A 23528-nucleotide genomic window follows, 5' to 3' on the forward strand; every position below is an offset into this window, starting at 1 on the left:
CGCATCGCTCGATTCGGCCAGGCCCCTCAGTTTGCGCAGCAGGTGCGGCCAGCAACGCAAGCGGTTTTCCCAGGCACGAGGCGTTGGTGCACTATTAGTCACTGCTAATCTTCCATAAGGTTAGATTTCTCATTTTCGGCACGACTTCCCCTTTTTCCCGCGCTGCTTCATGCAGCGGACGCAATTTGCCCTACCCGGACAGATTGCGGCATGCCCAAGTAGGTAAACGTGTTGAGGATGGCTGCGCGAACGTGAGCTTCGGTCACTTGCCGCTCGAAGGTTCGGGAGTACAGGCGGTCGCCCAGTTGCTTCAGCCGGTACCTCATGTTCTCGGCGATGCTGTGCCGGTGGTAGCCGCTATCGTTCTTCCAGCCGTCGAGTCCCTTGGCCTCGATTTCCTGGAGGATGGCGTCGCGGGGGTGGGCATCTCCCCACGTGACCGCCCCGTCGCGTGGCGGGATGGTGGCACGCGCGTCCCGCTCGGCGATCGCCGCATGGCAGCCGTGGCTGTCGTAGGCGCCATCGGCCGAGACTTGGGCGATCTCGCCTTCGATCTGGTCAAGCAGCCCTGGCAAGATTTTGCTGTCGCCCCAGGCGGTGGTGGTCACTTCGATGCCGATTATGTCCTTGCTGGTCTCGTCAACCGCCAGAGGGATCTTCCGCCACGTGCGACGCTTACCCACCCCGTGCTGACGCACTTTCCATTCGCCTTCGCCGAAAATCTTCAGTCCCGTCGAATCGACCACCACATGCATTGGACCCTTGCGCGGCCGACGAGGAATCTTCACCGAAAGCTGCGCCGCCCGTCGCGACATGTGGGGGTGGTCCGGCACCGTCAGGTCCAGCTGACACAGGCGCATCAGCGACTTGATCAGTCCTTCCGTGGCGCGGTACGGCAACTGGAACAAGGTCTTGATCGTCAGGCACGTCTGAATGGCGGTCTCCGAGTACCACCCGGGTTTGCCGCGTCCGATCGGAAGTGGAGGCGTCCAACTGTCCCGGATAGTCGCCTCGTCGAACCAGATCGTCAGATTGCCTCGATTGACCAGCGCCCGGTCGTACTCCGACCAGTTCGTCACCCGATACCGCTGCTTGAGGCCCACCTCGCCAGTCTCTGGCTTCACTCGCATTGCCATGCCAACCTCCTCGGACAGCCAAACTACGTTACACCCCAAATAATGCCAACATACTACACCAACGCCGTTGTCATACGGCTCATCGGACCTGTGCAAGCTCAACCGCTCTCGGGTATCGCGTGCCATGAATTCCAACGCGATCAACTCAGCCTCGACCCCTGCCGGGGTCAACCCATCGCTTTCGGTGCGCCAACGCTCCGAGTCAGCCAGGGCGGTATGGAAATAGTGGTTGAGAACCGTCAGAAGATCGGTGCGTTTGAGTTCGCGCATGTCGCAAGAATCAAGCTTTGTTTCCAAAACCCTGATTTTCGCAGCAATTTCGATAGCTCGTCGAACCGCAACGGCAAGATAGCCAGTGCCCAGTGAGCGACGCAGCTCATGGCGGCCGATCTGTTCAGCCAGGCGTGGGGAGCAGGTCCAGCGGAAACCGAACAAGCGGCCTCGCTGGTATAGATAGGGTGCTGATAACGGTTTTCTCGGCATCTTTCGGACACGTGCACGGACACCTGATACCGTAAATACAACCTAACCTATTGATCTATATAGTAGATGGAGCGGGCGAAGGGAATCGAACCCTCGGCTCTAGCTTGGGAAGCTAGGGTATTACCATTATACGACGCCCGCGCAGGGCACTATTCTACGAGCTTGGGCGCCGCTCCACAACGGCCAGCACGCCCGATTGCAAGGCACGCTGGCTACCGCATCCGACGGACAGCCAGTCCGGTTCAATCCAGATCGACCCGGCACCGCCACAGTGCATGGCCCGAGGCCTGGTACTTGCGCTCGAAAGGGGTCATCGGCGAAGCGGGGAGGCAGGCTTCGCAGGCGGCAGCCCGCCCGGTCATCCGATGCACCGCCAGACAAAACTCTGCCAGATAGAGCGGCCAGTTACTGCGACACTCGAGGAGGCCGCCGAGGGCCAGCAGGCTGGGAAAGACCGCATGGCCGTGCCAGCGGCGGCCGAGGTGGGTGCTCTTTGGCCACGGGTTGGGGTAAAGCAGATAATGGCGCGCCAGACGAACATCGGCTGCGTGCAGCAGGCGCCAGTAATCGACGACATCGGCGCGGACCAGGTCAAGATTGGGCGGCCAGTGGGCAACGCCTCGCCTGCCGCGGGCCAGCCGCGACGCGGATTGGTCCACCCCGATCACGTAGTGCTGCGGAAATTCCCTGGCGAGGACGACGCTGCTCTCTCCGACACCGCAACACGAGTCGAGGATCAACGGCGTGTCGGCCCCTGCTCGCCGATAGCGCTCCCAACTTTCGGCGAACGCAGCGCGATTGTAGCCGGCAATGGGCTTGCGAAAACCCGCCCGTGCATGGCGGTCGAGCAGCTCCGGCAGACCCGGATGGATACCGCTCTGCGTGCTGACCGGAAGGCGCGAGTTAGCGTACATCGGCGTCTACAGGGTCCGCCTCACGCGCCACGGAAACGCCGTGCAGCTCGAGCTGGCGGCTCACCTCGGTGACGCTACGCAGCGCACGAACAGCCAGAAACAGGGCGTCGGCCTCAGCGAAGTTGCGCCGCAGGGCACCCAGCCACAGCTTGAGGCGACCGGGCGCGTGCTGCGGTGCAACCTTGCCGCATACCTGCCGCCAGTAGCAGGCCAATAACGGCTGCAATAGTCGCCAATCGGGCGAGCGATCGCTGGCCGGCTGACCACCCAGAGCCAGCAAGCGGATGCGCCGGGCAAGAAAGGGATCGGCCACCGCGCCGCGCCCGAGCATCACGTCCTGGCAGGCACTCAGAGCGCGGCATCGGTCATGGTCATCCGTCGTCCACACTTCGCCGTTGGCCGCGACCGGCTGCGGTACGGCCTCGTCGATGCGCGCCACCCACTCCCAGTGTGCCGGTGGTCGATAGCCCTCGTCTCTGGTGCGCGCATGTACCACCAGTGAACCCACGCCGCCCGCGGCCAGCGCTCGTGCGCAGTCCAGAGTTCGCGCGGTGTCGCGCACACCGAGCCGCATCTTGGCCGAGAACGGCACGCCCGCCGGAACGACCCGGCGTACCGCTGCGACAATGCGGAAAAGCTGTTCCGGGTCGGCGAGCAGGGTTGCCCCGCCGCCGTGGCGATTGACCGTTGGCGCCGGACAGCCAAAATTCAGATCGATCCCCGCTGGCGCCAGTTCGATCAATTGTGCCGCGTTGTCGGCCAGACACGCCGGATCGCTGCCGAGCAACTGAACAACCACCGGGGTTCCTCCCTGCGTACAACTGCCACGGTCGAGTTCCGGACAGATCCGGCGGAAGGCACGTGCCGGCAACAGGCTGCCGGAGACCCGGATGAACTCGCTGACCGCCAGGTCATACCCGCCAACGCGCGTCAACACGTCGCGCAGAACGTCGTCAACCAGGCCTTCCATCGGGGCCAGCAGCAGTCTTCCCATATCCTCTCCGAACGTACGGGTCGATTCTACCCGAGGCGCCATCTGCCCTGCGAGCGGCAGCCGGCGTGGCTGGTTGGCGACCACCCAGAACTCGTTTGGTAGTACACTCGCCGTAATTCGGATGTCCCCCGGGAAGGCGACACCGTCCGGGAGTTGCTGCCGGCTAGTGGCTTTCGGCAGCCCTGCCTTTCGACCCTCGCAGTCTCCTGATGATCGACACCAAGAATCCACTCGAAGTCGCACGCGAAACACTCCGCCAGCTCGCACTGCGCAAGCTGCCTCCCACACCGGCGAACTACCAGGCGTGTTACAACGAAGTCGCCAAACTTCCCAATGTGGCGGGATTCCCGGAGGCGCCACTACGTTACATCGCAAGCGCACTGGGCGCTCACCGTGCGGGGCAAGAGCAGGACCTCGAACCGCTGAATGCCGCCATTGCCAAACGTAGCTGGCAGGGGGTGCTCGATGCCCTGGTCGCTCTCACCACGGTGGACAAGAGCAGCCGGTCGAGCGCCTCCCCACCTCCCGCAAGCTCGACTGGCAGCCAGTCACAGGAACTCCACCAGGCCCTGCTGGCCCGCTTGACCCGTCTGGTCGAAAGTCTGCTGCCCGCGCTCGTGGACGAGGATGAGTCCTTGTCGAACCAGGGGCAACAAATGCTGGCGACGCTCAAGACCCCGTCCGCCGACATCCAGGCGCTGCTCGCCCAGATGACCACTTTCAGCCAGCGGCTGTCGCTGACTGTCGAGGAACAAGGGGAGATCCGGCAGACCCTGCTCAAGCTGCTGCAGTTGATCATCGAAAACATTGCGGCGTTGAGCGTCGACGATGAATGTGTTCAAGGCCAGATCGATTCGCTTGCCAGAGCCGTGCTTCCTCCACTCACGCTGCGTCGCCTGGACGATGTCGAGCGCCGCCTGCAGGACGTCATTACCCGCCAGCGCGCAGCCAAGCTGCGCACCCGCGAGGCGCAGGAGGCGATGCGCCAGATGCTCGCGGCTTTCATCGACCAACTGGCGATGATGAACCAGTCGAGCACGGACTTTCAGAGCAATCTCGAGCAAAGCGCGCGGCAGATCGCGGAGGTGCGAACGGTGGAGGACCTGACCCCTCTGTTGCAACAGGTGATCGATGCCACCCGTACGATGGCCGAAGACACCGCAGCAGCGCGGGACCAACTCGGGGATCTGCAGGCCAGAGTGTTCAAAGCCGATGCCGAACTGGCCAAACTGCAACACGAGCTGCAACACGCGAGCGCTTCGGCACGCCACGACGCGTTGACCGACGTGCTCAACCGCCGCGGGTTGGACGAGGCTCTGGCACGCGAGATTGCCAGCCTGCGACGCAAGAAGCAGGAACCACTGTCGCTCTCGCTGCTCGACGTCGACAACTTCAAGCAACTCAACGACCGCCTCGGCCACGCCACGGGTGACGACGCCCTGATCCACCTGGTGCAGGTGGTACGCCACTGCATGCGCCCGGTCGATACCCTGGCCCGTTACGGTGGCGAGGAATTCGTCATCCTGATGCCGGACACCTGTCTCGACGAGGGAATTGCGGCAATGCAAAGACTGCAGCGAGAACTCACCAAGAACTTTTTCCTCGCCGGTAACGAGAAAATCCTGATCACCTTCAGCGCGGGCGTTGCACAGGTAAGCGCCGACGAGGCGGGCCAGGACGCCCTCAGGCGGGCCGACCAGGCCATGTACCTGGCCAAACGGTCGGGAAAAAACAGGGTGATGGGAGCTTAGCAGTCTGCCGTCAGGCGAGGCAGGGCCGCCGCCGCGCCCTCGACGGGCGAGATCGCAGCTTGCACGACCGGCGCTAGACACTCGCACATAACTCGCGCGCCGCCACCTGACGGCACGGCAGTGGTAGCCGATCCATCAGGTAGCACAGGCAGTCCTGTCGCACGACGCGTTCGTCGAGCGTCAGCATCGCCGGCGTTGCCGCGCGCCGCAGGCTGAGTTCGCCATCACGGCAGGTGAAGAACTCGTGTGTCACGTTGGCGCCGCTCTCATCGCACACGGTGACCGGCAGGAGCAGGCGCGTCCGTCCGAAAACGGTACCGGCTTCGAGCGTGCGAAAGTTCATGTGGTCGAGCTGTGGCTCGAAGTCGATGTCGGCCCGGGCATCGCCGAAGCCAAACGACACCGCGTCCGGCACCCGTACCGTCGCCAGGGTGTGATAGAGGTCGATGTCGTGTTCATGCACATCGTGCGAAGGGAACTGCGCAAGATGCAGACAGGCTTCGATGAAACGCGCTGCGTGCTCCTCGCTGGCCGCCTTGCCGGGTTTGCCGCATTCGACGGTGAGCGCCGGGCAGGTTGACGAAAAAGCGGTGGTCTGCGTGCCGGCCAGGCCGCGAAACCAGACAACCGTACGCGAAAACAGCAGGGCCAGTTGCAGGACCGCCTGGTCCAGCCGGTTGACCACGGCGTAATGCGGGTTGAGGCCAGTGTTGTTGTGGATGTCGATGCTGGCAAATACGCCACGCTCCCGCATCAGGCGATACACCTCGCTCATCGCCGCGGCTTCGGGAGAATCGCGATGCGCCTCGCCTCCCGGCCAGACGCGGTTGTAGTCGGGTTGGCCTTCGAGCCGCCGCATTCCGTCACGCGCCGCGGCAACGTTGCCGATCAGGATTGAAAGTGCGCGCGGCAGCGGTCGCCGGCCATTGATGCGCAGGACCTTCTGCAGGGCGACCACGCCGCTGTCCTCGTTGCCATGCAACAGCACCGAGACGAACAGCGGCTGCCGCCGACGTCCGGGCAGGTGGATCAGGGTCGGACCGGGGAGCAGACGATGCAGTTCGCGCGCCGGAGTGTCGAGAAAGACTGCAGGGAGTTGGTCGAGGACGGTCAGCATGAAGCTTGCAGTTCATATCGGCCACTCATGCACCGGCATGAGATGGCGCTGGTGGTCAAGATAATCGGCGGTCAGCCGAACGAAATCATGGTGTTTCGCGTAGTGCGCCATTTGCCAGACGGCGCCGTTGCGCTGGTTGCGCAAACGGCCGGCGATCACTTCCATATAACGCGCCACATCGGCAGCCGACAGATCGAGTCTTTGCAAGCCTTCGCGCGCCAGCGGCAGCAGTTGGTGCTCGAGCAGGTCTGCCGCCGACACGCGCTGGCCGTCGAGCCAGGATAGTTGTGCGGCGAGACCGTAACGCGCTGCGCGGTAGAAGTTGTCCCGCGCCAGGTCGAAGGAAAGCTGTGCTTCGGGTGCCACCACCTGCCGGGTGAGCATGAAGGCGGCCCCGTAGTAGAAAGCGGCGTTGGCAATCATGTCGATGATGCTGGGTCCGGCGGGCATCACTCGCTGTTCGACGCGCAAGTGCGGTTGCCCCGCTTGGTCGAAGCCGATGAGCATTCGGTTCCACCGCCAGATGGTGCCATTGTGCAGGCGCAGATGTGCGTAGGATTCGACCGGCGTCGACATTTCAAAGGGCAGCAGGACAGCATAGTTCCTGAGGTTTTCGGCAAAGCAGGCAGTCGGATCGGCAGCCAGATAGCCGGAGCCGAAAGTGACGCGCATGTGCTGCGGACAGCCGGGATCGCAACAATCGACCGCCTGCTCGAAGAGCGGCACCCGTGTCTCGTGCCACAGCGCACGCTCGAACAGGAAAGGTGAGTTGGCGGCCAGAGCGACCAGCGGCGCGGCGAGGATCAGCGATGCATTGTAGGCGCGCGCCGCTTCGCCGGCCGGTGTCTGCAGGTGCACCTGAAACGAGGTGGTCGCCGCCTCAAGCATGACGTCGGTGTGGGTCGTACGCAGGCTTTCGATCCCGTTGATGTCGAGGGTCAACGGCCGGCCGCCGCGCAGCAGGAAGATCTGATCGTTGAGCAGCGCATAACGTCGCGACGGAGACATGTTGGCCAGCGAAAGGTCGGCCTCGCGCAAGGTCGGCAATGTGCCGATGGCAATCAACGCGGCGGCGTCATGGGCGGCAACGCGCAGGCATTCCTGCCAGGTTGCGGTGAGCTCGTTCTCCAGTTGTGACAGTGCGTTGCCGCACAGAGGCTGCGGAGTACCGTTGAGTTCGACATTGAAGCGCGACAATTCGGGAACCACCAGCGGACTTGCCATGCGCGCCAGAAACGACACGTTGCGCGGTACAGGCAGAAGGTTTTCGTCGATCAGCCAGGCCTCGAGCTCGAAACCCGCCACCACTTCCTGGCTGGCGAAGCCACCGCGGAAGTAGGCTTGCTGGGCATGCTTCGTTTCCTCTGCCAATCGTCCGTTGAAGCGCACGAAGTCGTCCGTCGTGAAACCGTTGCTGTCGATCTCCTTTCCCATCGACCCCTCCCTCTTCCACCGGTCAGCCAGCCACCGGCTGGTCAGCAAGGCGCATGCACCGTGTGATCATCGCCGATCTTGCCGGGCCAGGTCGCGGCGAAAATGCCGCAAGATTGAAAGGTTTCCCGCGAGGCGTGCGGCCACCATCGGTGCTCACTCCCCGGCAGCGACACGATCATCGCGCAGTACTTCGGCAAACAGTTCACGGTCCACGTTGCCGCCCGACAGGACCACCGCGATGCGGCGCCGTGGTCGCTGCCCCCTCTCCTGCCAGGCTGCAGCGACGGCGGCTGCCCCCGCCCCCTCGGCAACATTGTGCGTACAGGTAAACAGAAGTCGCATTGCCGCGGCGACTTCGCTGTCGCTGACTTCGACGATGCGATCGACACCGCGCCAGATGATCTCGAGTGCCTCGGGCTCCGGCGTGCGACACGCCATGCCGTCGGCGAGGCGGGTGGTGACCGGCGCCTCGCGCAACTGCCGGGCGGCAAAGGAAGCGGCATAGGCCGGTGCGTGCGCCGACACCACGCCGACCACCTCGGTTTGCAGCCCGAGCGCATCGCGTGCCGCAACCATGCCGCAGACTCCGGAACCCAGACCGATCGGTACATACACTGTTGACAGATCGCGCACTGCGCGCAGCAACTCGATCGCATAGCTGGCCACACCGGCGACGAGCAGCCGATGGAAGGATGGAACCAGATGCAAAGCGAGTTCACCAGCCAGCCGGGTAGCATATTCCCGCGCCGACTGGAAGTCTTCGCCATGTTCGATCAGCTCGACACCGAGAGCGCGCATGGCGGCGTTCTTTTCGATGCTGTTGCCGTGGGGTACCACGATGCGCGCCGCCAGGCCGTAACGCCTGGCGGCCATGCCCACCGATTGACCGTGGTTGCCGCGGGTCGCGCTGATCACCCCGCCGCACGCACCAATCGTTGCCAGATCGGCAAAATAAACCAGACCACCGCGCAGCTTGAAGGCGCCAACCGGGGTATGGTTTTCATGCTTGACCCAGACCTCGCTCGCCAGGCGCTCGCAGAGCAGTGGCCAGCAATATTGTGGCGTCGGCGGCATCGCCGCATGCACGATGCGCGCCGCGGCTTCGATGTCGTCAAGTTTGGGGAGCATGCCAGCCATCCTCTGGTAAATGGGCAAAGCGAGCGACCGCGGACTGCCGCCCGCCCAAGCGGCGTATGCCTGCCCCGGTCTGATCATCAGCGACCGACAGCTTAACAAAAAAGCTCCGCCTCCGGCGGCGCCATGTGCCCCCACTCAAGCTTGCTACGCACCCAGACCGATCGCCGCGTCAAGGCGCGCCCCTCCAGCGGGCCGAGGACAGCGCGATCAGTGCCGGAGGCAGGAGCAGCCACGATCGGCAGGGCGGCACGTCCAGTTTGTTCATGGTCAGTGGTCCCGGCGTGTTGTCGCCGCGGTCGACCAATCAAAGGTCGAAACAACGGGCCCAGGCATCGGGTCGGGACAGCTTCGGCGTGCCGGTGCTCGACCGCGCTCCAGCCAGAGGCAGCACAATTCCGGGTCGGCAGCGAGGAGGACTTGATGGAGCAGACCTTCAGGCGCATGTGGCAGGTTGAGCCGGCCCACCGCCGCCTGCAGTTCGACTGCCGTCTGGCATTTAGATGAAGCCAGATTCGCGCCAGACTTCGGCAAGGCAGGTCACGCCTGCTGACCGATCAGCGACGTGTCGCACGATGAACGAAGAAATGTACCGGAGCAGAGATCAACAATGCCCTGCCTGCTCGATCCACCACCGCAACTTCGAGTTGGTGTTCGTCCTGGTCTCTCCCCGCCATCTGCCACTCGTCCGGGCTGAGTTCGAATTGTGGCGTCACGCGTTTGGTCGGCAGAACCGTGCCGTCGAGTTTGACGGCGATCGCGTCACCCCGATCGGTGCGCAATGTCGGGTCGAGCGCCACCACGATGTCGATCTGTCCGGTATTCGAGTGCATCGTACCGCCGTCCTGCGGCTGCATGATCTGTAGCGTGGCATAGGTATAAGCTGCTGCGCTTGCCGGCTGAGCAGCCACGGCGGGTGCTTTTGGCACGCCATCCATCAGATTGACTGGCGGCAGGGACAGCGGTTTCGCGCCAGGGCCCGGCATGTCCGAAAAGACCGGGCCTTCACGGTCATGCGTTTCATACACCGGTTGCGCCGAGACCATCGTCGTGCCGAGCAGCACGGGGAGGAAGAACAGGAACCTGCGCATGATCGTGATCCTCCGCTATCTTTTCTCGTTACGCACCAAACCCAGGCCCGAAACGGGCGCAAACCCGAGGAGGTTGGCGATGCTGCCTTCGCCGGCAGCGGGCCGCGTCCTTGGCAAGACAAGAACGCGGATCAATCCTTGTCTTCTTCGAAAGGAATTCTCGCGTCTCGCTCAAAGCGTGCCTTGCGCTTGCGGCCGAACACCCAGGCCACGATGCCAATGAATGCAGCGACAAGGATGAAATGGTAGATGGTCAGTTCCAAGGTGCTTTCATTCAGCTCGTCAGGTAAACCCCGCGGGGCTGCCCTGAGCAGCGCTTCTCAGGCCTCGCCGGCAGTCGACGCCCGCGTGGCATCCAGTACGGCCTGTAGCTTGGCCTCCTCTTCATGGGTGAGCGAGGTCTTGATCACCTTGCCACCGGTGCCCTGCAATTCTTCGAGCACCTTGTCGGGCGTCGCCTTGCGTACCAACACGAAGAGCACCGAGCTGCCGTTCCTGAAAGTGGCGGCCAGATCCTTCATGAAATCGTCGTTGATGCCAACGTCGGAAAGCGCGCCGCTGACTGCGCCGGCACCGGCGCCAACGGCCAGGCCAAGCAGCGGGTTCATGAAGATCAGCCCGATCAGCGTCCCCCAGAAGCCGCCACTCAACGCGCCGCTGGCGGTGAGGTTGTACAGCTGGTGCAGCTTGACCCTGCCCTTGTCGTCCTTGACCGCCACCACGGCGTCTTCGAGATCGAGCAGGTAATCCTGCTGCAGCTTGCGCAGCTTGGTGCGTACTTCCTCGGCCTTGAATTGATCGTCGTAAGCAACAACTACCAGATTGCTCATTAACAGGTTCTCCTTGAGACAGGTTGGTCGAATGATTCAGTGTCCGCGATGATTCTTATGTCCGTTGTTGGTGACGTCATCATGGCGCCGGTGGTGCCCATGCTCGCCGTGATTATTATTCTTCCGTGCATCCAGGGCCAGCATTTCCGCCACCTCGGGCTCATTCTCCTCGAGGTCGGCGAGCAGGCCTTCATCCGACAGGTCGAGCGGACGGGAGTTCTGCCAATCGTGTTCCGCCACCTGCAACAAGCGCCGGATGACTGCCTCGTCGTGCACTTCGATGGCCAGCTCGCGCCGGCTGTCGAAGCTGCCTGGTGCCAGGTTGATCGACCCGATGATCGCCCGTTTGCCGTCGGCGAGCATCATCTTGGCGTGCAGCTTGAGTCCCTTGAGTCGGTGCACCTTGGCTCCGAGGTCCTCGAGAATGCGCAGCCCCTCGACACCCTCGACCAGCTTGCCGGCTTTCAGGAAGTGCATCGGACGTGCCAGCACATGCAGTTTGACGCCGCGGCGTGTGGCGCGTACCAGACGCTCGATGATCACCTCGTCCTGATAACGTTCGTTCTGGAGCAGGAGCGATTCCTGGGCGGCGTCAATGAACCGTGCCACCCGGTTGCGGCCGTTGGTGTTGCACCAAATCAGATGCGATTCCTCGCCCGGATCGAATTTTTCGCGCGTCCAGTCGGCGTCGAAACACTGCACGATCTCCTCCACCTCATGCTGGTGCGAGGTGACCACAGCATAGTCGCGGGTGATGGTGAGATTCTTGGTTTCCCAGTTGAGCGAATGCACCAAGGCCGTCTGGCCGTCCACTACCAGCGACTTTTCGTGCGTGATGTCGAATGCCGGATTGCTGTCGGCGACTTCCACACCGGCGTCCTCGAGCGCCTTGCGGCTCGCCTTGTTCTCGACCTCGCCGCTGCGCCGTGCCGGATTGAGCATCACCCGTACCTTGACGCCGCGCTGCTGTGCAGCGATCACCGCTGCCAGCAGATCCGGATCGGAGAAAAGGAACATCTTGATGCGCAGCGATTCCTTCGCCGCGGCAATGGCATCGACGATGGGCTGGCCAGTGTCGTCGGGCAGGACAATCAGCGAACGATGCATGGAGACTCCCAAGGCTATGCGCCGGAGGACGGCACGGGTTGAACCTGAGTGCGATAGAGCTCGGCGTACACGCCGTCCAGGGCCACCAGTTCCTGGTGATTGCCTTGTTCGGCGACGACACCACCCTTCAGGACGATGATCTTGTCGGCATTGCGAATGGTCGACAGGCGGTGCGCGATGGTGATCACGGTACGTCCCTGCATCAGCTTCTGCAGCGCGTCCATCACCAGCTTTTCGGATTCGGTGTCAAGCGCCGCGGTGGGTTCGTCGAGAATCAGGATCGGGGCATTGCGGATCACCGCACGCGCGATGCCGATGCGCTGTCGCTGGCCACCGGAGAGGGTCATGCCGCGCTCGCCGACCATTGTGTCGTAACCGTGCGCCATACGCGAGATGAACTCGTCGGCATTGGCCAGGCGCGCCGCCGCGACGATCTCGTCATCGGTCGCGCCGGGACGGCCATAGGCGATGTTCTCACGTATGGTGCCATGAAACAGCGCAGTGTCCTGCAGCACGAAGCCGATCTGCCGGCGCAGTGCCTGCAGATCGTACTCGCGCACGTCGACGCCGTCGATCCGTACGACACCGCCGGTCGGATCGTAGAAACGCGGAATCATGCTCACCACCGTCGACTTGCCTCCCCCGGTGGGTCCGACGACACCGACTGTCTGGCCGGGCGCGATGCCGAACACCACGTCGGTGAGCACCTTGGCTTCCGGGTTGTAGCTGAATGCCACGTGCTCGAAACTGATCGCACCGCGCAGGGGTCCCGGGTCTCGCGCCGCGGCCGTTTCGGGCAGGATGTCGTCGGTATCGAGAATCAGCTGGATGCGCTCGATCGCCACGGCCGTCTGGGCAATGGTATTGCTCATCTTGGCCAGATCCTGCACTGGCTTGAAGAACTTGCTCAGATAGGTCAGGAAAACGGTCAGCGCACCGACGCTCATCAGGTCCTGCAGCACCAACCCCGTACCACGCCAGAGGACATAGCCGGTACATCCGGCAACAGTGATCGACACCGCCGGCGAGAGCAGCGACTTCACCTTGCGCGCCGCCAGTGCAGCGTCGACCGTGGCGTGGCTGACCTCGGCCAGTTGATCCTTCTCGAGTTGCTGCCGGCCGAAAGCCTTGACGATACGGATCGATTCCAGTCCTTGCTGGACGACGGCGACGATGTCGCTCTGATAGTGACGAACCGCGTGTGTCGCGTCCTTGACTTCCCGGTTGAAGCGCGCCACGAACATCAGCAGGAAGGGGGTCACCCCGACGGCAATCAGTGCGAAATCCCAGTCCAGCCAGAACATGATGCCGAGCATCCCGACGATGGTGAACAGGTCGACCAGGATGCCCAGCGTTCCCGACGAGGCGAAGCCCTGGATGGTCTTGACATCGGCGGTCAGGGTGGACAGGATCGGGCCCGTCTGGTGAGTATCGTAGTAGCCGAGAGACAGACGCTGCAGGTGGTCATACACCCGCATGCGCAGGTCGTGGGCAACCCACTGGCTGACACTCTCGGTGTAGTAGTTGTCGATGTAACTTGCCAGCGCCCCCACCACGGCGATGACCAGCACTGCCACTCCGGCGACGGCGGCAAGTTCCATCTTGTCGCCACCCAGGTCGATGAAGCGCAGCGCATCCAGCCAGGCAGGCGCCTTGTGGTTACCAACCACGTTGTCGAGGATGATCTTGAGTGGCCACGGGCCGGCCAGGGACATCATGGTCTCGAAGAACATCATTCCCAGAATCAGCAACACCCAGCGCTGGTAGGGTCCGAGCAACTGCTTGACCAGGCGAATCTTGCTCGACGAAGACGGCTTGCCTTCGCCACCAGTCGTCTGCACCATCGATTCGATCCTTTGTCCTGTTCGTCAGGCGAGATGGTCTTGCGGGTATGTTCTTCGACCGCTGGCAGACGGTCACCGCAAACTCGACAGTGCTCGTCCAGCAGCGATGGCGAACAGCCGTGACCCCCAACCGTACCCCACATCAGGCGGTGAGTGTAGCGCCAAGCCGCGCGGGTGCCAAGCGCTTGCCACCGACAAGAAACTTCCCGGCACAGCGCTGCTCTGCCGGGCCCGGGCAGCCGCTCCTGGCTCGCCTCTCGACCACAAACTTCCTTGCTGCCTCAAGCCGGGCGCACCGACTGTGCCACGAGTCGGCCGAGCAGGAAATAGGCCAGTAGGAAAGCGCAAACATGATACGCAGTGTTGAGCAGCAGGCCATAGCTCGTGTAAAGCACGACCGTCAGGCCGAGATAGGCGAGCAGAAGCGAGACGACCAGCGTCCCCCGGACGAGGGCCGAGGTACCGGGCGGCCAGACGCGCAGCCAGCCACCGGCGGCAGCGAGCAGCAACAGCAGCAGAAACTGTGAGACGGTTTCCAGGCGGCGAACCTGGATCCCCTGAATCAGGTTGTTCACCACATCGGCATGCAGCTCGACACCGTGACGCACCTCGCGCTGCAGCCCGCGCCGGGTCCGGAAGTCGTCCTTGCCCGGTCGCCCATCACCGATCAGGACGATCCTGCCGGCCAACTGGCCCGGCGCGAACCCGCCGTCTGGCCCGCCGACCTGCTCATAATCGTAGCGACGCAACGCAGCGCGCCAGATGCTGACCGGCGCCATTCTGATCATCAACTCGGCCACCCGATCGCCCGCCACCAGCAGCGGGCAGTCGTCGCTCAACTCGCCGGACGCCTCGAACTGCTCTTTCACCAGCGCAAGCGACCCTTGCCAGAGGATACGACCCTGTTCGCCGACAACCGTGAGCGTTCGTCGGGTTTCGTCGACCGCCAGGGTCCGGCCACCGGAGGCCAGCAGCGAGAGGGCCATCAAGCTGTTGTCGCCGACCACGGGCGAGTCATTTCCCCCAGCAGTGGCGCCCGTGGACTTGATGACCGCGAGCGGCGCGACCGAAGCGTAGCCCACCCGACCACCAATGCACAGCAGGCCGAGGCCGCTAGCTGCCTTTTCCAGACCGGGAAATACCGCGGCCCGGCCATCAAGCATCTGCCTGACCCCGACGACAACCTGGCTGCCCTGTTGCCGAGCGCGTTCGATCGCCGCGACAAACTCGGCATCGGCAGGACCTGGTCGCTCGAAGAAAAGGTCAAAGACGATAACCTTGGCGCCGGCAGAAACCAGCCTGTCGATCAGCCGCGCGTGCTCGCTGCGCCAGGCAACTCCTGGCGGTCCCAGCCGGGCTTCGCTGCGCTCGTCAAAACTGATGACGACGATCCGTTCGCTCACCGGAACGCTCGCCACGAGGTCGCCCAACGCCATGGTGTAACTCTCGATACGCGCATCCAGCCCGAAGACATCGAACAACTGTACCCAGCCGAGGAACAGCATGAGCAGCGCGACCCCGCCGGTACTCGCCTGCCGCCACCGGCGCCAGCGCTCGGCGTTCGCCAGTTCGAGAAACTGCCCGAGCAGCGATGGCCGGTGTTCGATCGCACGAATCAGCGCGTCAAGATCATAAGCGAAGCGTCTGTCGTCGACGACATGCGCCTGACAACGGGCGAGTCCGGCAAGGCTGGGCGGAAGTTCCTCCGTCCTGGGCATGGCTGCACCGCCGACGAGCACCGGGATCAGGCGCTTCCCCAATGCGAGCGCGCGAGCGATTTCGTAGCGTACGAAATCGTCTTGCTGATCGATCCGGCGGCCCTTGTCATCGGCCACGCTCGCCCACACCGGGCCGATCAGCGCGATGAGCACGTCACTGCTGGCGACTCTGCTGTCGAGCACGCTGACAAAGTCCTCGCCGGGGCCGATCCCGTTGATGTCCATGAAAACCTCCCCGGCCCCGAAATGCTGACTGAGGTGATCATGCAAACGTCCCGCATAAGCCAGGCTGTCGGCGCGACGATAGCTGATGAAGATTCTGGACACGCCTGTGTTGCTCAAGCGGCCAGGCATTGCCGGAGGCCGGCTGCGGTCGCTTGGGCAGCAAACCGACCGCCGCGGGTGCACACCGCTGTCGTGCGCCGCATGACCGGCTTGGGCGTGGTGTCAGGCCGGCGTTTCACCGTAGCCGGTCGCTCTGCTCGACCGGCGGCTTTTGCTTGACACCGATCGGTAACGCGTCCGGCGGTGAGGGAAGCCGCCCCGGAGGTTTCCGACCATCGCCCGAACTGCGCTCGGGCTGCTCGTCCTTGTGGTCATCCCTGAGCCAGTGTCCGAAGCCGATGCCCGCACCAATGGCGATCGCTCCACCGAGTGCAGGCCCGGCGCTCCTGGGCCATGGCACGAGGGCGTCCAGATCGTGAATGCGTCGGCGAAGATCCGTGATCTCATCCGCGCCGACCGGCTCCCGTTCGAAGTCCGGCGGGGCCGTCCCGATCATCCAGGCGCCTTCCCCGGGACCGAGAACCGTCTTGCGCCAGCGCTGCGCGCGCGAGAGCAGTGCGACCCTGCCTTCGGCGACCACCACCCTCACCTGATCAGCGCGATAAGCTCGGACGAGATACTGCGTACCCTCCGAGCCCGCCGTGGTGTATTTCGTGTCGACCTGAAAGTAGCCCTTGACCTTAACCAGTACTTCACCGAAATAGACGAAGATGGAGCCGACCCTGATACGTGTCGCGGGTTGCACGAAAACCCTCGCCCCATCCATGAAGCTAAGCACGGCGATCGTCTGCGAATCCGTCTGAAGCTCGTCGCCCGGCTGCAAACCCATGTTGTCGTGGACTGGCGACCGGACTCCTTGGCGACTCAGCTCGACCCCCGAAAGCGGTCCGCCGACGACCAGCCGGCCATCCTGGACGGCATTCAGGGTAATGGAGGCACAGCCGCCGAGGCTGAGACAAAACAGCAGCCGCCAGGCGATGTTGAACCAGCGCGCCAAGGGTGGGTACTTCCTGGTGCGGCTTCGATCTGCGTGCAGTGGCATGCGCGTGCCTCCATCTGTGCTGCACCGCCGGGACCAGGCATGCCTGCCCGGGAACGACCGAACGTGGCAGCGCGTTCGACCAGACCTGGCGAGACGGCGTTCGACCGTCCGGCGCCAGCCTGGAACGGCTGATCAGCTTGCTTTTGCAGTATATTCGGCAGGAAAGGAGAAGGCAAAGGCGAATGTTTCTCGAGCGATCCCATCTTGCTGCCGGGCAACCAACGGACGGCGGGCAGCGCGGCGGGTCCCCCCACAGGATGATGGCGGCACCCGGCCTGACGTTGCACGGAGCCGCTCGCGTGACAAGCTTCCGGGGGCGACCGTCAGGGTGCACCGCGGTTGCCTCGGGTCCCGAGGGCCGCGCGCCGCACCTTTCGTCGGGTGCGACCCGATGATCGCCTGGCGCGCACTGCTCCCCCTGATCGCGCTCCTGCTCGGCTCGCCGGTAGATGCCCAGCTCCCGCTGCCCAAGACGGGAAGCAAGCCGCCGGTGGCAGCCACGCCGGCAGAACCCGTCGATCTGCGCGCCAGGGCCGAAGAGCAATTGGCCGAAGCACGACGCCGGCAAGACGCCGGGCGCACCCAGGAAGCAGCCGCCAGCGAAGGACAGGCGCTTGCGGTGAGCGACCGCCAGCGCCTGCTCGATCGTCTGGTGATCGCCTACAGCGAACAGCTCAAGCTGCTCGATGAGGTGGAAAGCATTGCGAGATCACGCCCCGAGGACACCCGCAAGCAGGTTCTGGCCGCCGATTTCGCCGGTCCTCCCCCCTACTCTGCCATGCGTGTCGATGTCTTGCGCGACGAGCACGATGCCACCCGGCAACGCCTGCAGCGGCTCACTTCGACCGAACGGGCACTCGAAACGATGAAGCTTGGCCGCATCGACGAGCAGCGGCGGGCCAGCGAGGCCGTCCGCTTGGCGGAAGACCGACTGGCACGCGCCAGAGGCAAGGAAGAAATCGACAAGGAACGTCAGAACGGGGAAGTCGCCGCCCTCCGCCGGCAACTGGCCGAGGCAGAGCTTGCCACTCTTGGTCTCGGTCTGGACAGGGTCGCTGTCGAGAGAAAGGGTTTGCAGACCTTCAATGCCGAGATCGAAAGCGTGCTTGCCCGGGTCTTGCCCGAGCAATGGCTGAGCAAGGAGGAGCTCGAGCAGCAACAGGCTGCTCTACGTAGAGAGCTGGGCAAGCTGACTGCCGAGTCCGATACCATCACGGCGGCCAACGTCCGACGCCTGGCAGAGCGTGAGCGACTGGCCAGGCAGGTTGCTCGGATTGGCAACAGCGCAGCGGACGCCCGGCGGCTGCAAGTACTGGACGCCCGACTGGAAACCGAGCGCGTCCGGCTGATGAACCTGAGCTGGCTGCAGGTCGTGATTCAGGCAGCGAGCGACGCCTGGGCACAACGCTATGTCGGTCTGCATTCCGCAGATGCGACCACTCGCCAGGAGGTGATCGGCTGGTTGAGCAGAACCCGGGACGAGCTTGCCGGCCGCCAGCAGATCATCGACGAACTGCAGAGGGCGGCGCGCGTCGAGGCCAAGGAGCAGGAACTACGGCGCGACGGAAGCGCGCTCGATGCCGATGCGGCGGCCCGGAATGCCGAGCTGCTCGCCACTCTGAACGAACGCGTGCTGGCTTACGAGCGCGTCGATCGCCTCAGCACGCGGCTGCAGCGCCAGGTCGAGCGTTGGCTGGAGGACTTCGGGTTCCAGGGCAGGAGCGCCAGCTCCGCAGACTGGAAACTCGCCGCCCTGCAGTTGGGAGAGGCGCTGAAGGGGCTATGGAATTTCGAGATGTTCGTCGTCGAGGACTCGACGATCATCGAGGGCAAAGCGGTGACGGTCAGCCACGGGGTCACCGTCGGCAAGAGCATCGGCGGGCTGCTCCTGTTCGCGCTCGGCTACGGATTGTTTGCCGTCCTCTCCAGGCGACTGCAGCGGGTCATGGTGCAGCGCTTCCATGTCGACGAGCAAATGGCCAGCGTGATGCGTCGCTGGGCGATGATTGCACTGGGCATCCTGCTGGTCATTTTCATCCTCAATCTGGCCCGCATTCCACTGACCGTCTTCGCCTTCATGGGCGGAGCCCTGGCAATCGGCATCGGTTTCGGCACACAGACGATCATCAAGAACGTGATCAGCGGGATCATCATTCTCTTCGAGCGCAAGATCCGGGTGGGCGACATCATCGCGCTGGGTGGAACGACCGGTCATGTCGTGGCCGTCGACCTGCGTGCTTCGACCGTACGCGGCTTCGACGGTGTCGAAGCCCTGGTTCCAAACTCGAGTTTTCTCGAAAACCAGGTGGTGAACTGGACTTACTCGAATCCGCGTATCCGGCGCGAGGTGCGCGTCGGCATCGCCTACGGCGCACCGGTACACCAGGCCGCCGAAATCATCACCGGTTGTGCCACGGACCATGGACAGGTGCTGAAGAATCCGCCGCCCGAAGTCTTCTTCGAGGATTTCGGCGACAGCTCGCTGCTCATGGTGCTGGTGTACTGGGTCGAACTCGGCGCCAATCTGGTCGCACGGCGCGTGGACAGCGACCTGCGCCATGCCATCGAGAAGCGCCTGGCGGCCGCCGGAATCGCCATCCCCTTCCCGCAGCGTGATGTGCGCCTCGACACATCACAGCCGCTGGCCGTGCGGCTGACACCGGCAGCGGAGGGCTAGCCGCCGGCAACATTGATCATCCATCACGTGGCCACGTCAACCGGTTCGGGCTTGAGCAGATCGACCAGAGCGCGCGGCGCAATGCCAACCAGGTAGCCGCGCCTGCCACCGTTGATGTAAATCCTTGTCAGATCGAGAATGCTGCGCTCGACGTAAACCGGCAACGACTTGCGCGTGCCGAATGGACTGGTACCACCCACCAGATAGCCTGAGTGTCGGCTGGCGACCTCTGGCCTGCACGGGGCGATCATTTTGACGCTCAGGTGGCGGGCGAGCTTCTGCGTCGACACCTCGCGGTCGCCATGCATGAGAACGATCAGCGGCCTTCGGCGCTCGTCCTCCATGACCAGGGTCTTGATCACCAGATGCTCGTCCACGCCCAATTCACGACTGCTGGCCGCCGTTCCACCGTGTTCTTCGTAGGCGTAGGGATGATCCGTGAATTCGATCCTGGCAGCGCGCAGTACGCGGACCGCTGGGGTGACCGGGTTTCTCTCCTGTACCATGCTCTGCTCGATGCCGGATTCAGTGGCTGGTCGACTGTTCCAGCATCGGAAACTGCACCGCAAAACGCTCGATCCACTCGCCAGCAGCAGTCTCGGCATCAAGCCCACGGCCTTGGCTGTCGCAGCCCGCCCGACGGCACCACGCCACCGAACCCGATGCGCGGAACAGCAGCCTGATCAGCCTAATGGTGAGCAGTATAACGCCGGCACCGACCGGCAGCGGGTGTTCGCAACGACACGCCAGCCCGCCTGGGCTGAAATTCTCGATCGGCCACCCGGCTTGGCGCAACGGGCCGTCGTTATCGATCTCGATCGGAATGTCCGCCAGGTGCCGCAGGAAATTGCGCACAAGCCATTGTGCCGAACCCATGTCCTCACCCCCCGAAGCGTAACGGGTGAAATGCAATGGTAGCGCGCCGTAGAGGCGAATGCCATCGCCGGAACGGCAGGCGGTCAATCACTTCAGGCGGCGCGTGACCAAGGCGGCCAGCGTCTTCGGCGACAAACAAAAACCCGGCGGCCAGGCAGGCCGTCGGGTTTCCCGCGTGGTGGCCGCAGGATGTGGATCAGGCGCGCTCGAAGATTACCGCGATCCCCTGTCCGCCACCGATACACATGGTAACCAGAGCGTACTTGCCGCCCACCCGCTGCAGTTCGTAGATCGCCTTGATGGCGATAAAGGCTCCCGAGCAACCGACCGGGTGACCCAACGCGATCGCCCCGCCATTCGGGTTCGTCTTCACCGGATCAAGGCCGAGACCCCGGTTTACCGCGATGGCCTGTGCGGCAAAGGCCTCGTTGGCTTCGATCACGTCCATCTGATCGAGTGACAGTCCGGCCTTCTTGAGCGCCAGCTTGGTGGCCGGGATCGGCCCTTCGCCCATGACGTCGTTCGGCACGCCGGCAACCGCGTAGGAAACCAGGCGGGCGAGCGGCTTCTGGCCAGCATTGGCAGCCACGTCGGCGGCCGCGAGCACGAGGAAAGCCGCACCGTCATTGATGCCCGAGGCATTGCCGGCGGTGACGGTTCCGTCCTTGCTGAAAGCTGGTTTCATCTTGGCGAGGGTTTCCAGCGTGGTCGCACCCTTGACGTGCTCGTCGGTATCGAACACGACATCCCCCTTGCGGGTCTTCATGACGATCGGCACGATCTGCGACTTGAAGCGACCCTCGGCGATGGCAGCGGCAGCACGCCGTTGCGACTCGACGGCAAAAGCATCCTGCTCTTCGCGGCTGATGTTCCACTTGGTCGCCAGGTTCTCGGCCGTGACGCCCATGTGTCCGACGCCAAAGGGGTCAGTCAGCGTGGCCACCATCATGTCGATCGCCTTGCTGTCGCCCATCCGAGCGCCGGAGCGCATGGCCGGCAGCATGTAGGAGCCGCGCGACATCACTTCCACGCCCCCACCCACACCATAGTCGGCATCGCCGAGCATGATGTTCTGGGCCGTCGTCACGACGCCCTGCAGACCCGAAGCGCACAGCCGGTTGACTGCCATGGCGACCGAATCCATCGACAGACCCGCCTGGATCGAAGCGACACGGGCGACGTAGGCAAAGCGCGAATCGGTCGGAATGCAGTTGCCGACAGTGACGTAAGTGATCTGCTGCGGATCGACACCGGAACGGGCAATCGACTCCTTCATCACGGTGCCTGCCAGCTCATGCGGCTCCATGTTGGCTAGTGAACCACCGAAGGTGCCAATGGCTGAACGGACCGCGCTTAGTACAACGACTTCTCTAGTCATGAAGAAACTCCTGTAATTAATCGATCAACCGCCTACCAGACTGGCAAGGCCCACCAACAGCAACAACAACACCCACAGCACCAGCGCCCGCCAAACCAGACTGATGGCGCTCTCCATGAACCCAACATCTGCTTCTTCGCCGGTACTAATTTCCGCTCGCCCGACGGGTTCGCCGGGTTCAAGCAACGATATGCCGAGGCGCACTCCCAGTGCACCGGCGCCGCTCGCCACGACGATCCCGAGACCGTCGGCCGGCCATCGGTGGCTCTGCGTCCGCCAGCAATAGACTGCATCCTCGAAATTTCCGACGATGGCAAAGCTCGCCGCGGTGAGACGCATCGGAAGCCAGTCAATAATAGCAAAGCTTCGCCGGGCGAAGCTCGCGAAATCGTCATTTTCTGCGTCGTTGCACTTACCCCAGGCAGCAGCGAGAAACGCCGATACACGATAGAGCACTGCCCCGGTGGGACCTGGCAGGACCAGAAAACACGCGATGACGCCAAACAGGTGGCGATGCGACGTGCACAAGCCCTCCTCGATCGCCAGCCTGGCGATTTCGGACGACGAAAGTCCATCCGCGCCGTGCCCCCGCCATTCGGCAAGCAGGTGGCGCGCCTGAAGCACCTCGCCCCTACCCAGTGCACGTTGAATCTCGATATAATGCCGGCCGCACTGCCGGTAGCCCAGCGCCATGTAGAGAACGGCAACGTTCCATAGCCAGGCGAGCAGCGGGCTGACTTCGACAAGGGCGGCATGCACGCCGGCGCTGACGAGCAGCAAACCGCCGACTCCGATCAACCAGGCAATGATTCCGTTGCGCCGCTCGCCCGCATTGCAGCGACTTTCGAGGAAGGCGGCCAGGTGAGCCAGCGGCTCCTGAACAAGCGGACGATAGGCCAGAGGCCGCAACTGTTCGAGCAGCAGGGCGGCGAGCAGCGAAAAGAAACTCATGCGAAGTCGGTCTTGGGCGCCGCGATCCACGCGCAGCAACCCGCGTTGGCCCGCTATCCAAAAAGGCACCATACCATAAGTTCATCGGGGCTTGCAGAAAGCCGCCACTTCCCGCAACATCTTCCTGACGCATCCGAGAAGCTTTTTGCAATGAAAATGTCGTCCGTCTTTGTCAAAACGCCGAAAGGCCTCGACGAAATTTCCACCCGCGCGAATCACCTGCCGTCACGAGTGCGCGCAATGCTGATCATGATCGATGGCCACCGCACCGGCAATGAACTGGTCACGCTGAGCAGTTCCACCAGCGAAGGAAAACGGCAGATTGCCAGCCTGCTGTCTGGCGGCTTCATTCAGGTGCAGTCGGTGGCCGGGAGTGCCACGGCGGCCGCCGCTATTGATCCGCAGCCCTCCTCGGCCGAGGAGGATATCAGCCTGGCCAAGAGCTACGCAGCCCGCAGCCTGCGTGAGCTGCTCGGCGCGGAGTCGGCCACCCTGGTCGCCGAGATCGAACAGGTGCGAACCATCGCCGAGCTTCAGCAGTACGTCGGCCGACTGCGTGCGGCCTTGCGTGCGGCGCCCGACCAGACGAAGGCGAAGCAGTTTCTGCAACAGATCGAGCTGGTGCTCGACTAGCCGGTGGCGCGGGACTCCAGTGCCCGGTAGAGCGACATGATGATCCCGGCCGTTGCACCCCAGATGAAGCGCTCCCTGTAGGGCATCGCGTAGTAGTGCCGCAACTTGCCTCGATAGTGCAGTGAGTGTTGCT

General features: G+C 63.5%; 20 protein-coding genes, 1 tRNA gene and 1 pseudogene. 3 read left to right on the forward strand and 19 right to left on the reverse strand.

Annotated elements, in window-relative coordinates; all coding sequences use genetic code 11:
* Window positions 1-167: 167 nt before the first annotated feature.
* The 4 genes from JNK99_RS17460 to JNK99_RS17475 all read right to left on the reverse strand — a co-directional run bounded on the left by JNK99_RS17460 (window position 168) and on the right by JNK99_RS17475 (window position 3527).
* Window positions 168-1136 (reverse strand): IS5 family transposase, encoded by a 969-nt coding sequence (locus tag JNK99_RS17460; RefSeq protein WP_291855794.1) that lies wholly within the window; start codon window positions 1134-1136, stop codon window positions 168-170.
* 550 nt (window positions 1137-1686) lie between these two features.
* Window positions 1687-1760: transfer RNA gene (locus JNK99_RS17465), tRNA-Gly, on the reverse strand.
* A gap of 101 nt (window positions 1761-1861) precedes the next feature.
* A complete protein-coding gene (locus tag JNK99_RS17470) occupies window positions 1862-2533 on the reverse strand; it encodes a methyltransferase domain-containing protein (protein ID WP_291855741.1) in 672 nt (223 codons plus the stop codon).
* Window positions 2523-3527: a tRNA-dihydrouridine synthase gene (locus JNK99_RS17475; protein WP_291855745.1), complete on the reverse strand. Its 1005-nt coding sequence runs from the start codon at window positions 3525-3527 to the stop codon at window positions 2523-2525. The genes JNK99_RS17470 and JNK99_RS17475 overlap by 11 nt, the downstream gene beginning before the upstream one ends.
* A 209-nt stretch (window positions 3528-3736) precedes the next feature.
* Here JNK99_RS17475 and JNK99_RS17480 point away from each other — a divergent pair, with 209 nt between their 5' ends.
* Window positions 3737-5278, forward strand: coding sequence for a GGDEF domain-containing protein (locus tag JNK99_RS17480; RefSeq protein WP_291855748.1), 1542 nt, complete (start codon window positions 3737-3739; stop codon window positions 5276-5278).
* 73 nt (window positions 5279-5351) lie between these two features.
* Here JNK99_RS17480 and JNK99_RS17485 read toward each other — a convergent pair whose 3' ends face one another.
* The 10 genes from JNK99_RS17485 to JNK99_RS17530 form a co-directional block, all read right to left on the reverse strand.
* Window positions 5352-6395, reverse strand: coding sequence for a M14 family metallopeptidase (locus JNK99_RS17485; RefSeq protein WP_291855751.1), 1044 nt, complete (start codon window positions 6393-6395; stop codon window positions 5352-5354).
* A gap of 12 nt (window positions 6396-6407) precedes the next feature.
* Entirely contained in the window at window positions 6408-7829 is a 1422-nt protein-coding gene (locus tag JNK99_RS17490; RefSeq protein WP_291855754.1) for a glutamate--cysteine ligase, read from the reverse strand.
* Between the two features lie 153 nt (window positions 7830-7982).
* Window positions 7983-8966, reverse strand: a complete 984-nt coding sequence (locus tag JNK99_RS17495; RefSeq protein WP_291855757.1) for a threonine dehydratase — start codon at window positions 8964-8966, stop codon at window positions 7983-7985.
* 554 nt (window positions 8967-9520) lie between these two features.
* Window positions 9521-10054, reverse strand: coding sequence for a hypothetical protein (locus JNK99_RS17500; protein WP_291855759.1), 534 nt, complete (start codon window positions 10052-10054; stop codon window positions 9521-9523).
* A gap of 131 nt (window positions 10055-10185) precedes the next feature.
* Window positions 10186-10317 carry a CcoQ/FixQ family Cbb3-type cytochrome c oxidase assembly chaperone gene (locus JNK99_RS17505; protein ID WP_291855762.1) on the reverse strand — a complete coding sequence of 44 codons (132 nt, stop codon included), beginning with the start codon at window positions 10315-10317 and terminating at the stop codon, window positions 10186-10188.
* 57 nt (window positions 10318-10374) lie between these two features.
* Window positions 10375-10884, reverse strand: a complete 510-nt coding sequence (locus JNK99_RS17510) for a DUF1269 domain-containing protein (RefSeq protein WP_291855764.1) — start codon at window positions 10882-10884, stop codon at window positions 10375-10377.
* A 36-nt stretch (window positions 10885-10920) separates the two neighbouring features.
* Window positions 10921-11991 carry a phospholipase D-like domain-containing protein gene (locus JNK99_RS17515; RefSeq protein ID WP_291855767.1) on the reverse strand — a complete coding sequence of 357 codons (1071 nt, stop codon included), beginning with the start codon at window positions 11989-11991 and terminating at the stop codon, window positions 10921-10923.
* Window positions 11992-12005: 14 nt separating this feature from the next.
* Entirely contained in the window at window positions 12006-13835 is a 1830-nt protein-coding gene (locus JNK99_RS17520) for an ABC transporter ATP-binding protein (protein WP_291855770.1), read from the reverse strand.
* A gap of 281 nt (window positions 13836-14116) precedes the next feature.
* The gene (locus tag JNK99_RS17525; RefSeq protein WP_291855772.1) at window positions 14117-15880 is read right to left on the reverse strand and encodes a CHASE2 domain-containing protein; all 1764 of its coding nucleotides are present in this window, start codon (window positions 15878-15880) and stop codon (window positions 14117-14119) included.
* Between the two features lie 133 nt (window positions 15881-16013).
* Entirely contained in the window at window positions 16014-16835 is an 822-nt protein-coding gene (locus tag JNK99_RS17530; protein ID WP_291855775.1) for a FecR family protein, read from the reverse strand.
* A gap of 436 nt (window positions 16836-17271) precedes the next feature.
* Between JNK99_RS17530 and JNK99_RS17535 the strand changes: the two genes are divergently transcribed.
* On the forward strand, window positions 17272-19557 hold the full coding sequence (locus tag JNK99_RS17535; protein ID WP_291855778.1) for a mechanosensitive ion channel domain-containing protein: 2286 nt from the start codon (window positions 17272-17274) through the stop codon (window positions 19555-19557).
* A gap of 23 nt (window positions 19558-19580) precedes the next feature.
* Here JNK99_RS17535 and ybaK read toward each other — a convergent pair whose 3' ends face one another.
* From ybaK to JNK99_RS17555, 4 genes are all read right to left on the reverse strand, one after another.
* Complete coding sequence (ybaK, locus tag JNK99_RS17540) at window positions 19581-20063, reverse strand: Cys-tRNA(Pro) deacylase (protein WP_291855781.1); 483 nt, start codon at window positions 20061-20063, stop codon at window positions 19581-19583.
* Window positions 20064-20082: 19 nt separating this feature from the next.
* Window positions 20083-20520: a PilZ domain-containing protein gene (locus tag JNK99_RS17545; protein WP_291855784.1), complete on the reverse strand. Its 438-nt coding sequence runs from the start codon at window positions 20518-20520 to the stop codon at window positions 20083-20085.
* Between the two features lie 109 nt (window positions 20521-20629).
* Window positions 20630-21811, reverse strand: a complete 1182-nt coding sequence (locus tag JNK99_RS17550; protein ID WP_291855786.1) for an acetyl-CoA C-acyltransferase family protein — start codon at window positions 21809-21811, stop codon at window positions 20630-20632.
* A gap of 24 nt (window positions 21812-21835) precedes the next feature.
* Window positions 21836-22762 (reverse strand): CobD/CbiB family protein, encoded by a 927-nt coding sequence (locus JNK99_RS17555; RefSeq protein ID WP_291855789.1) that lies wholly within the window; start codon window positions 22760-22762, stop codon window positions 21836-21838.
* Window positions 22763-22774: 12 nt separating this feature from the next.
* Here JNK99_RS17555 and JNK99_RS17560 point away from each other — a divergent pair, with 12 nt between their 5' ends.
* The gene (locus JNK99_RS17560; RefSeq protein WP_291855792.1) at window positions 22775-23395 is read left to right on the forward strand and encodes a hypothetical protein; all 621 of its coding nucleotides are present in this window, start codon (window positions 22775-22777) and stop codon (window positions 23393-23395) included.
* Here JNK99_RS17560 and JNK99_RS17565 read toward each other — a convergent pair.
* Window positions 23392-23528 (reverse strand): annotated as a pseudogene (locus JNK99_RS17565) (coenzyme A pyrophosphatase); the annotation flags it as partial. The gene JNK99_RS17560 and the pseudogene JNK99_RS17565 overlap by 4 nt on opposite strands.

This window comes from Accumulibacter sp. (assembly GCF_016789985.1).
In the GTDB taxonomy this organism is placed as follows: Bacteria; Pseudomonadota; Gammaproteobacteria; order Burkholderiales; family Rhodocyclaceae; genus Accumulibacter.

Coding starts and splice junctions, on each gene's coding strand:
- JNK99_RS17520 (WP_291855770.1), bottom strand. CDS start 13,835: ATGGTGCAGACGACTGGTGGCGAAGGCAAGCCGTCTTCGTCGAGCAAG.
- JNK99_RS17475 (WP_291855745.1), bottom strand. CDS start 3,527: ATGGGAAGACTGCTGCTGGCCCCGATGGAAGGCCTGGTTGACGACGTT.
- JNK99_RS17485 (WP_291855751.1), bottom strand. CDS start 6,395: ATGCTGACCGTCCTCGACCAACTCCCTGCAGTCTTTCTCGACACTCCG.
- JNK99_RS17495 (WP_291855757.1), bottom strand. CDS start 8,966: ATGGCTGGCATGCTCCCCAAACTTGACGACATCGAAGCCGCGGCGCGC.
- JNK99_RS17500 (WP_291855759.1), bottom strand. CDS start 10,054: ATGCGCAGGTTCCTGTTCTTCCTCCCCGTGCTGCTCGGCACGACGATG.
- JNK99_RS17535 (WP_291855778.1), top strand. CDS start 17,272: ATGATCGCCTGGCGCGCACTGCTCCCCCTGATCGCGCTCCTGCTCGGC.
- ybaK (WP_291855781.1), bottom strand. CDS start 20,063: ATGGTACAGGAGAGAAACCCGGTCACCCCAGCGGTCCGCGTACTGCGC.
- JNK99_RS17510 (WP_291855764.1), bottom strand. CDS start 10,884: ATGAGCAATCTGGTAGTTGTTGCTTACGACGATCAATTCAAGGCCGAG.
- JNK99_RS17555 (WP_291855789.1), bottom strand. CDS start 22,762: ATGAGTTTCTTTTCGCTGCTCGCCGCCCTGCTGCTCGAACAGTTGCGG.
- JNK99_RS17515 (WP_291855767.1), bottom strand. CDS start 11,991: ATGCATCGTTCGCTGATTGTCCTGCCCGACGACACTGGCCAGCCCATC.
- JNK99_RS17460 (WP_291855794.1), bottom strand. CDS start 1,136: ATGGCAATGCGAGTGAAGCCAGAGACTGGCGAGGTGGGCCTCAAGCAG.
- JNK99_RS17480 (WP_291855748.1), top strand. CDS start 3,737: ATGATCGACACCAAGAATCCACTCGAAGTCGCACGCGAAACACTCCGC.
- JNK99_RS17490 (WP_291855754.1), bottom strand. CDS start 7,829: ATGGGAAAGGAGATCGACAGCAACGGTTTCACGACGGACGACTTCGTG.
- JNK99_RS17470 (WP_291855741.1), bottom strand. CDS start 2,533: ATGTACGCTAACTCGCGCCTTCCGGTCAGCACGCAGAGCGGTATCCAT.
- JNK99_RS17550 (WP_291855786.1), bottom strand. CDS start 21,811: ATGACTAGAGAAGTCGTTGTACTAAGCGCGGTCCGTTCAGCCATTGGC.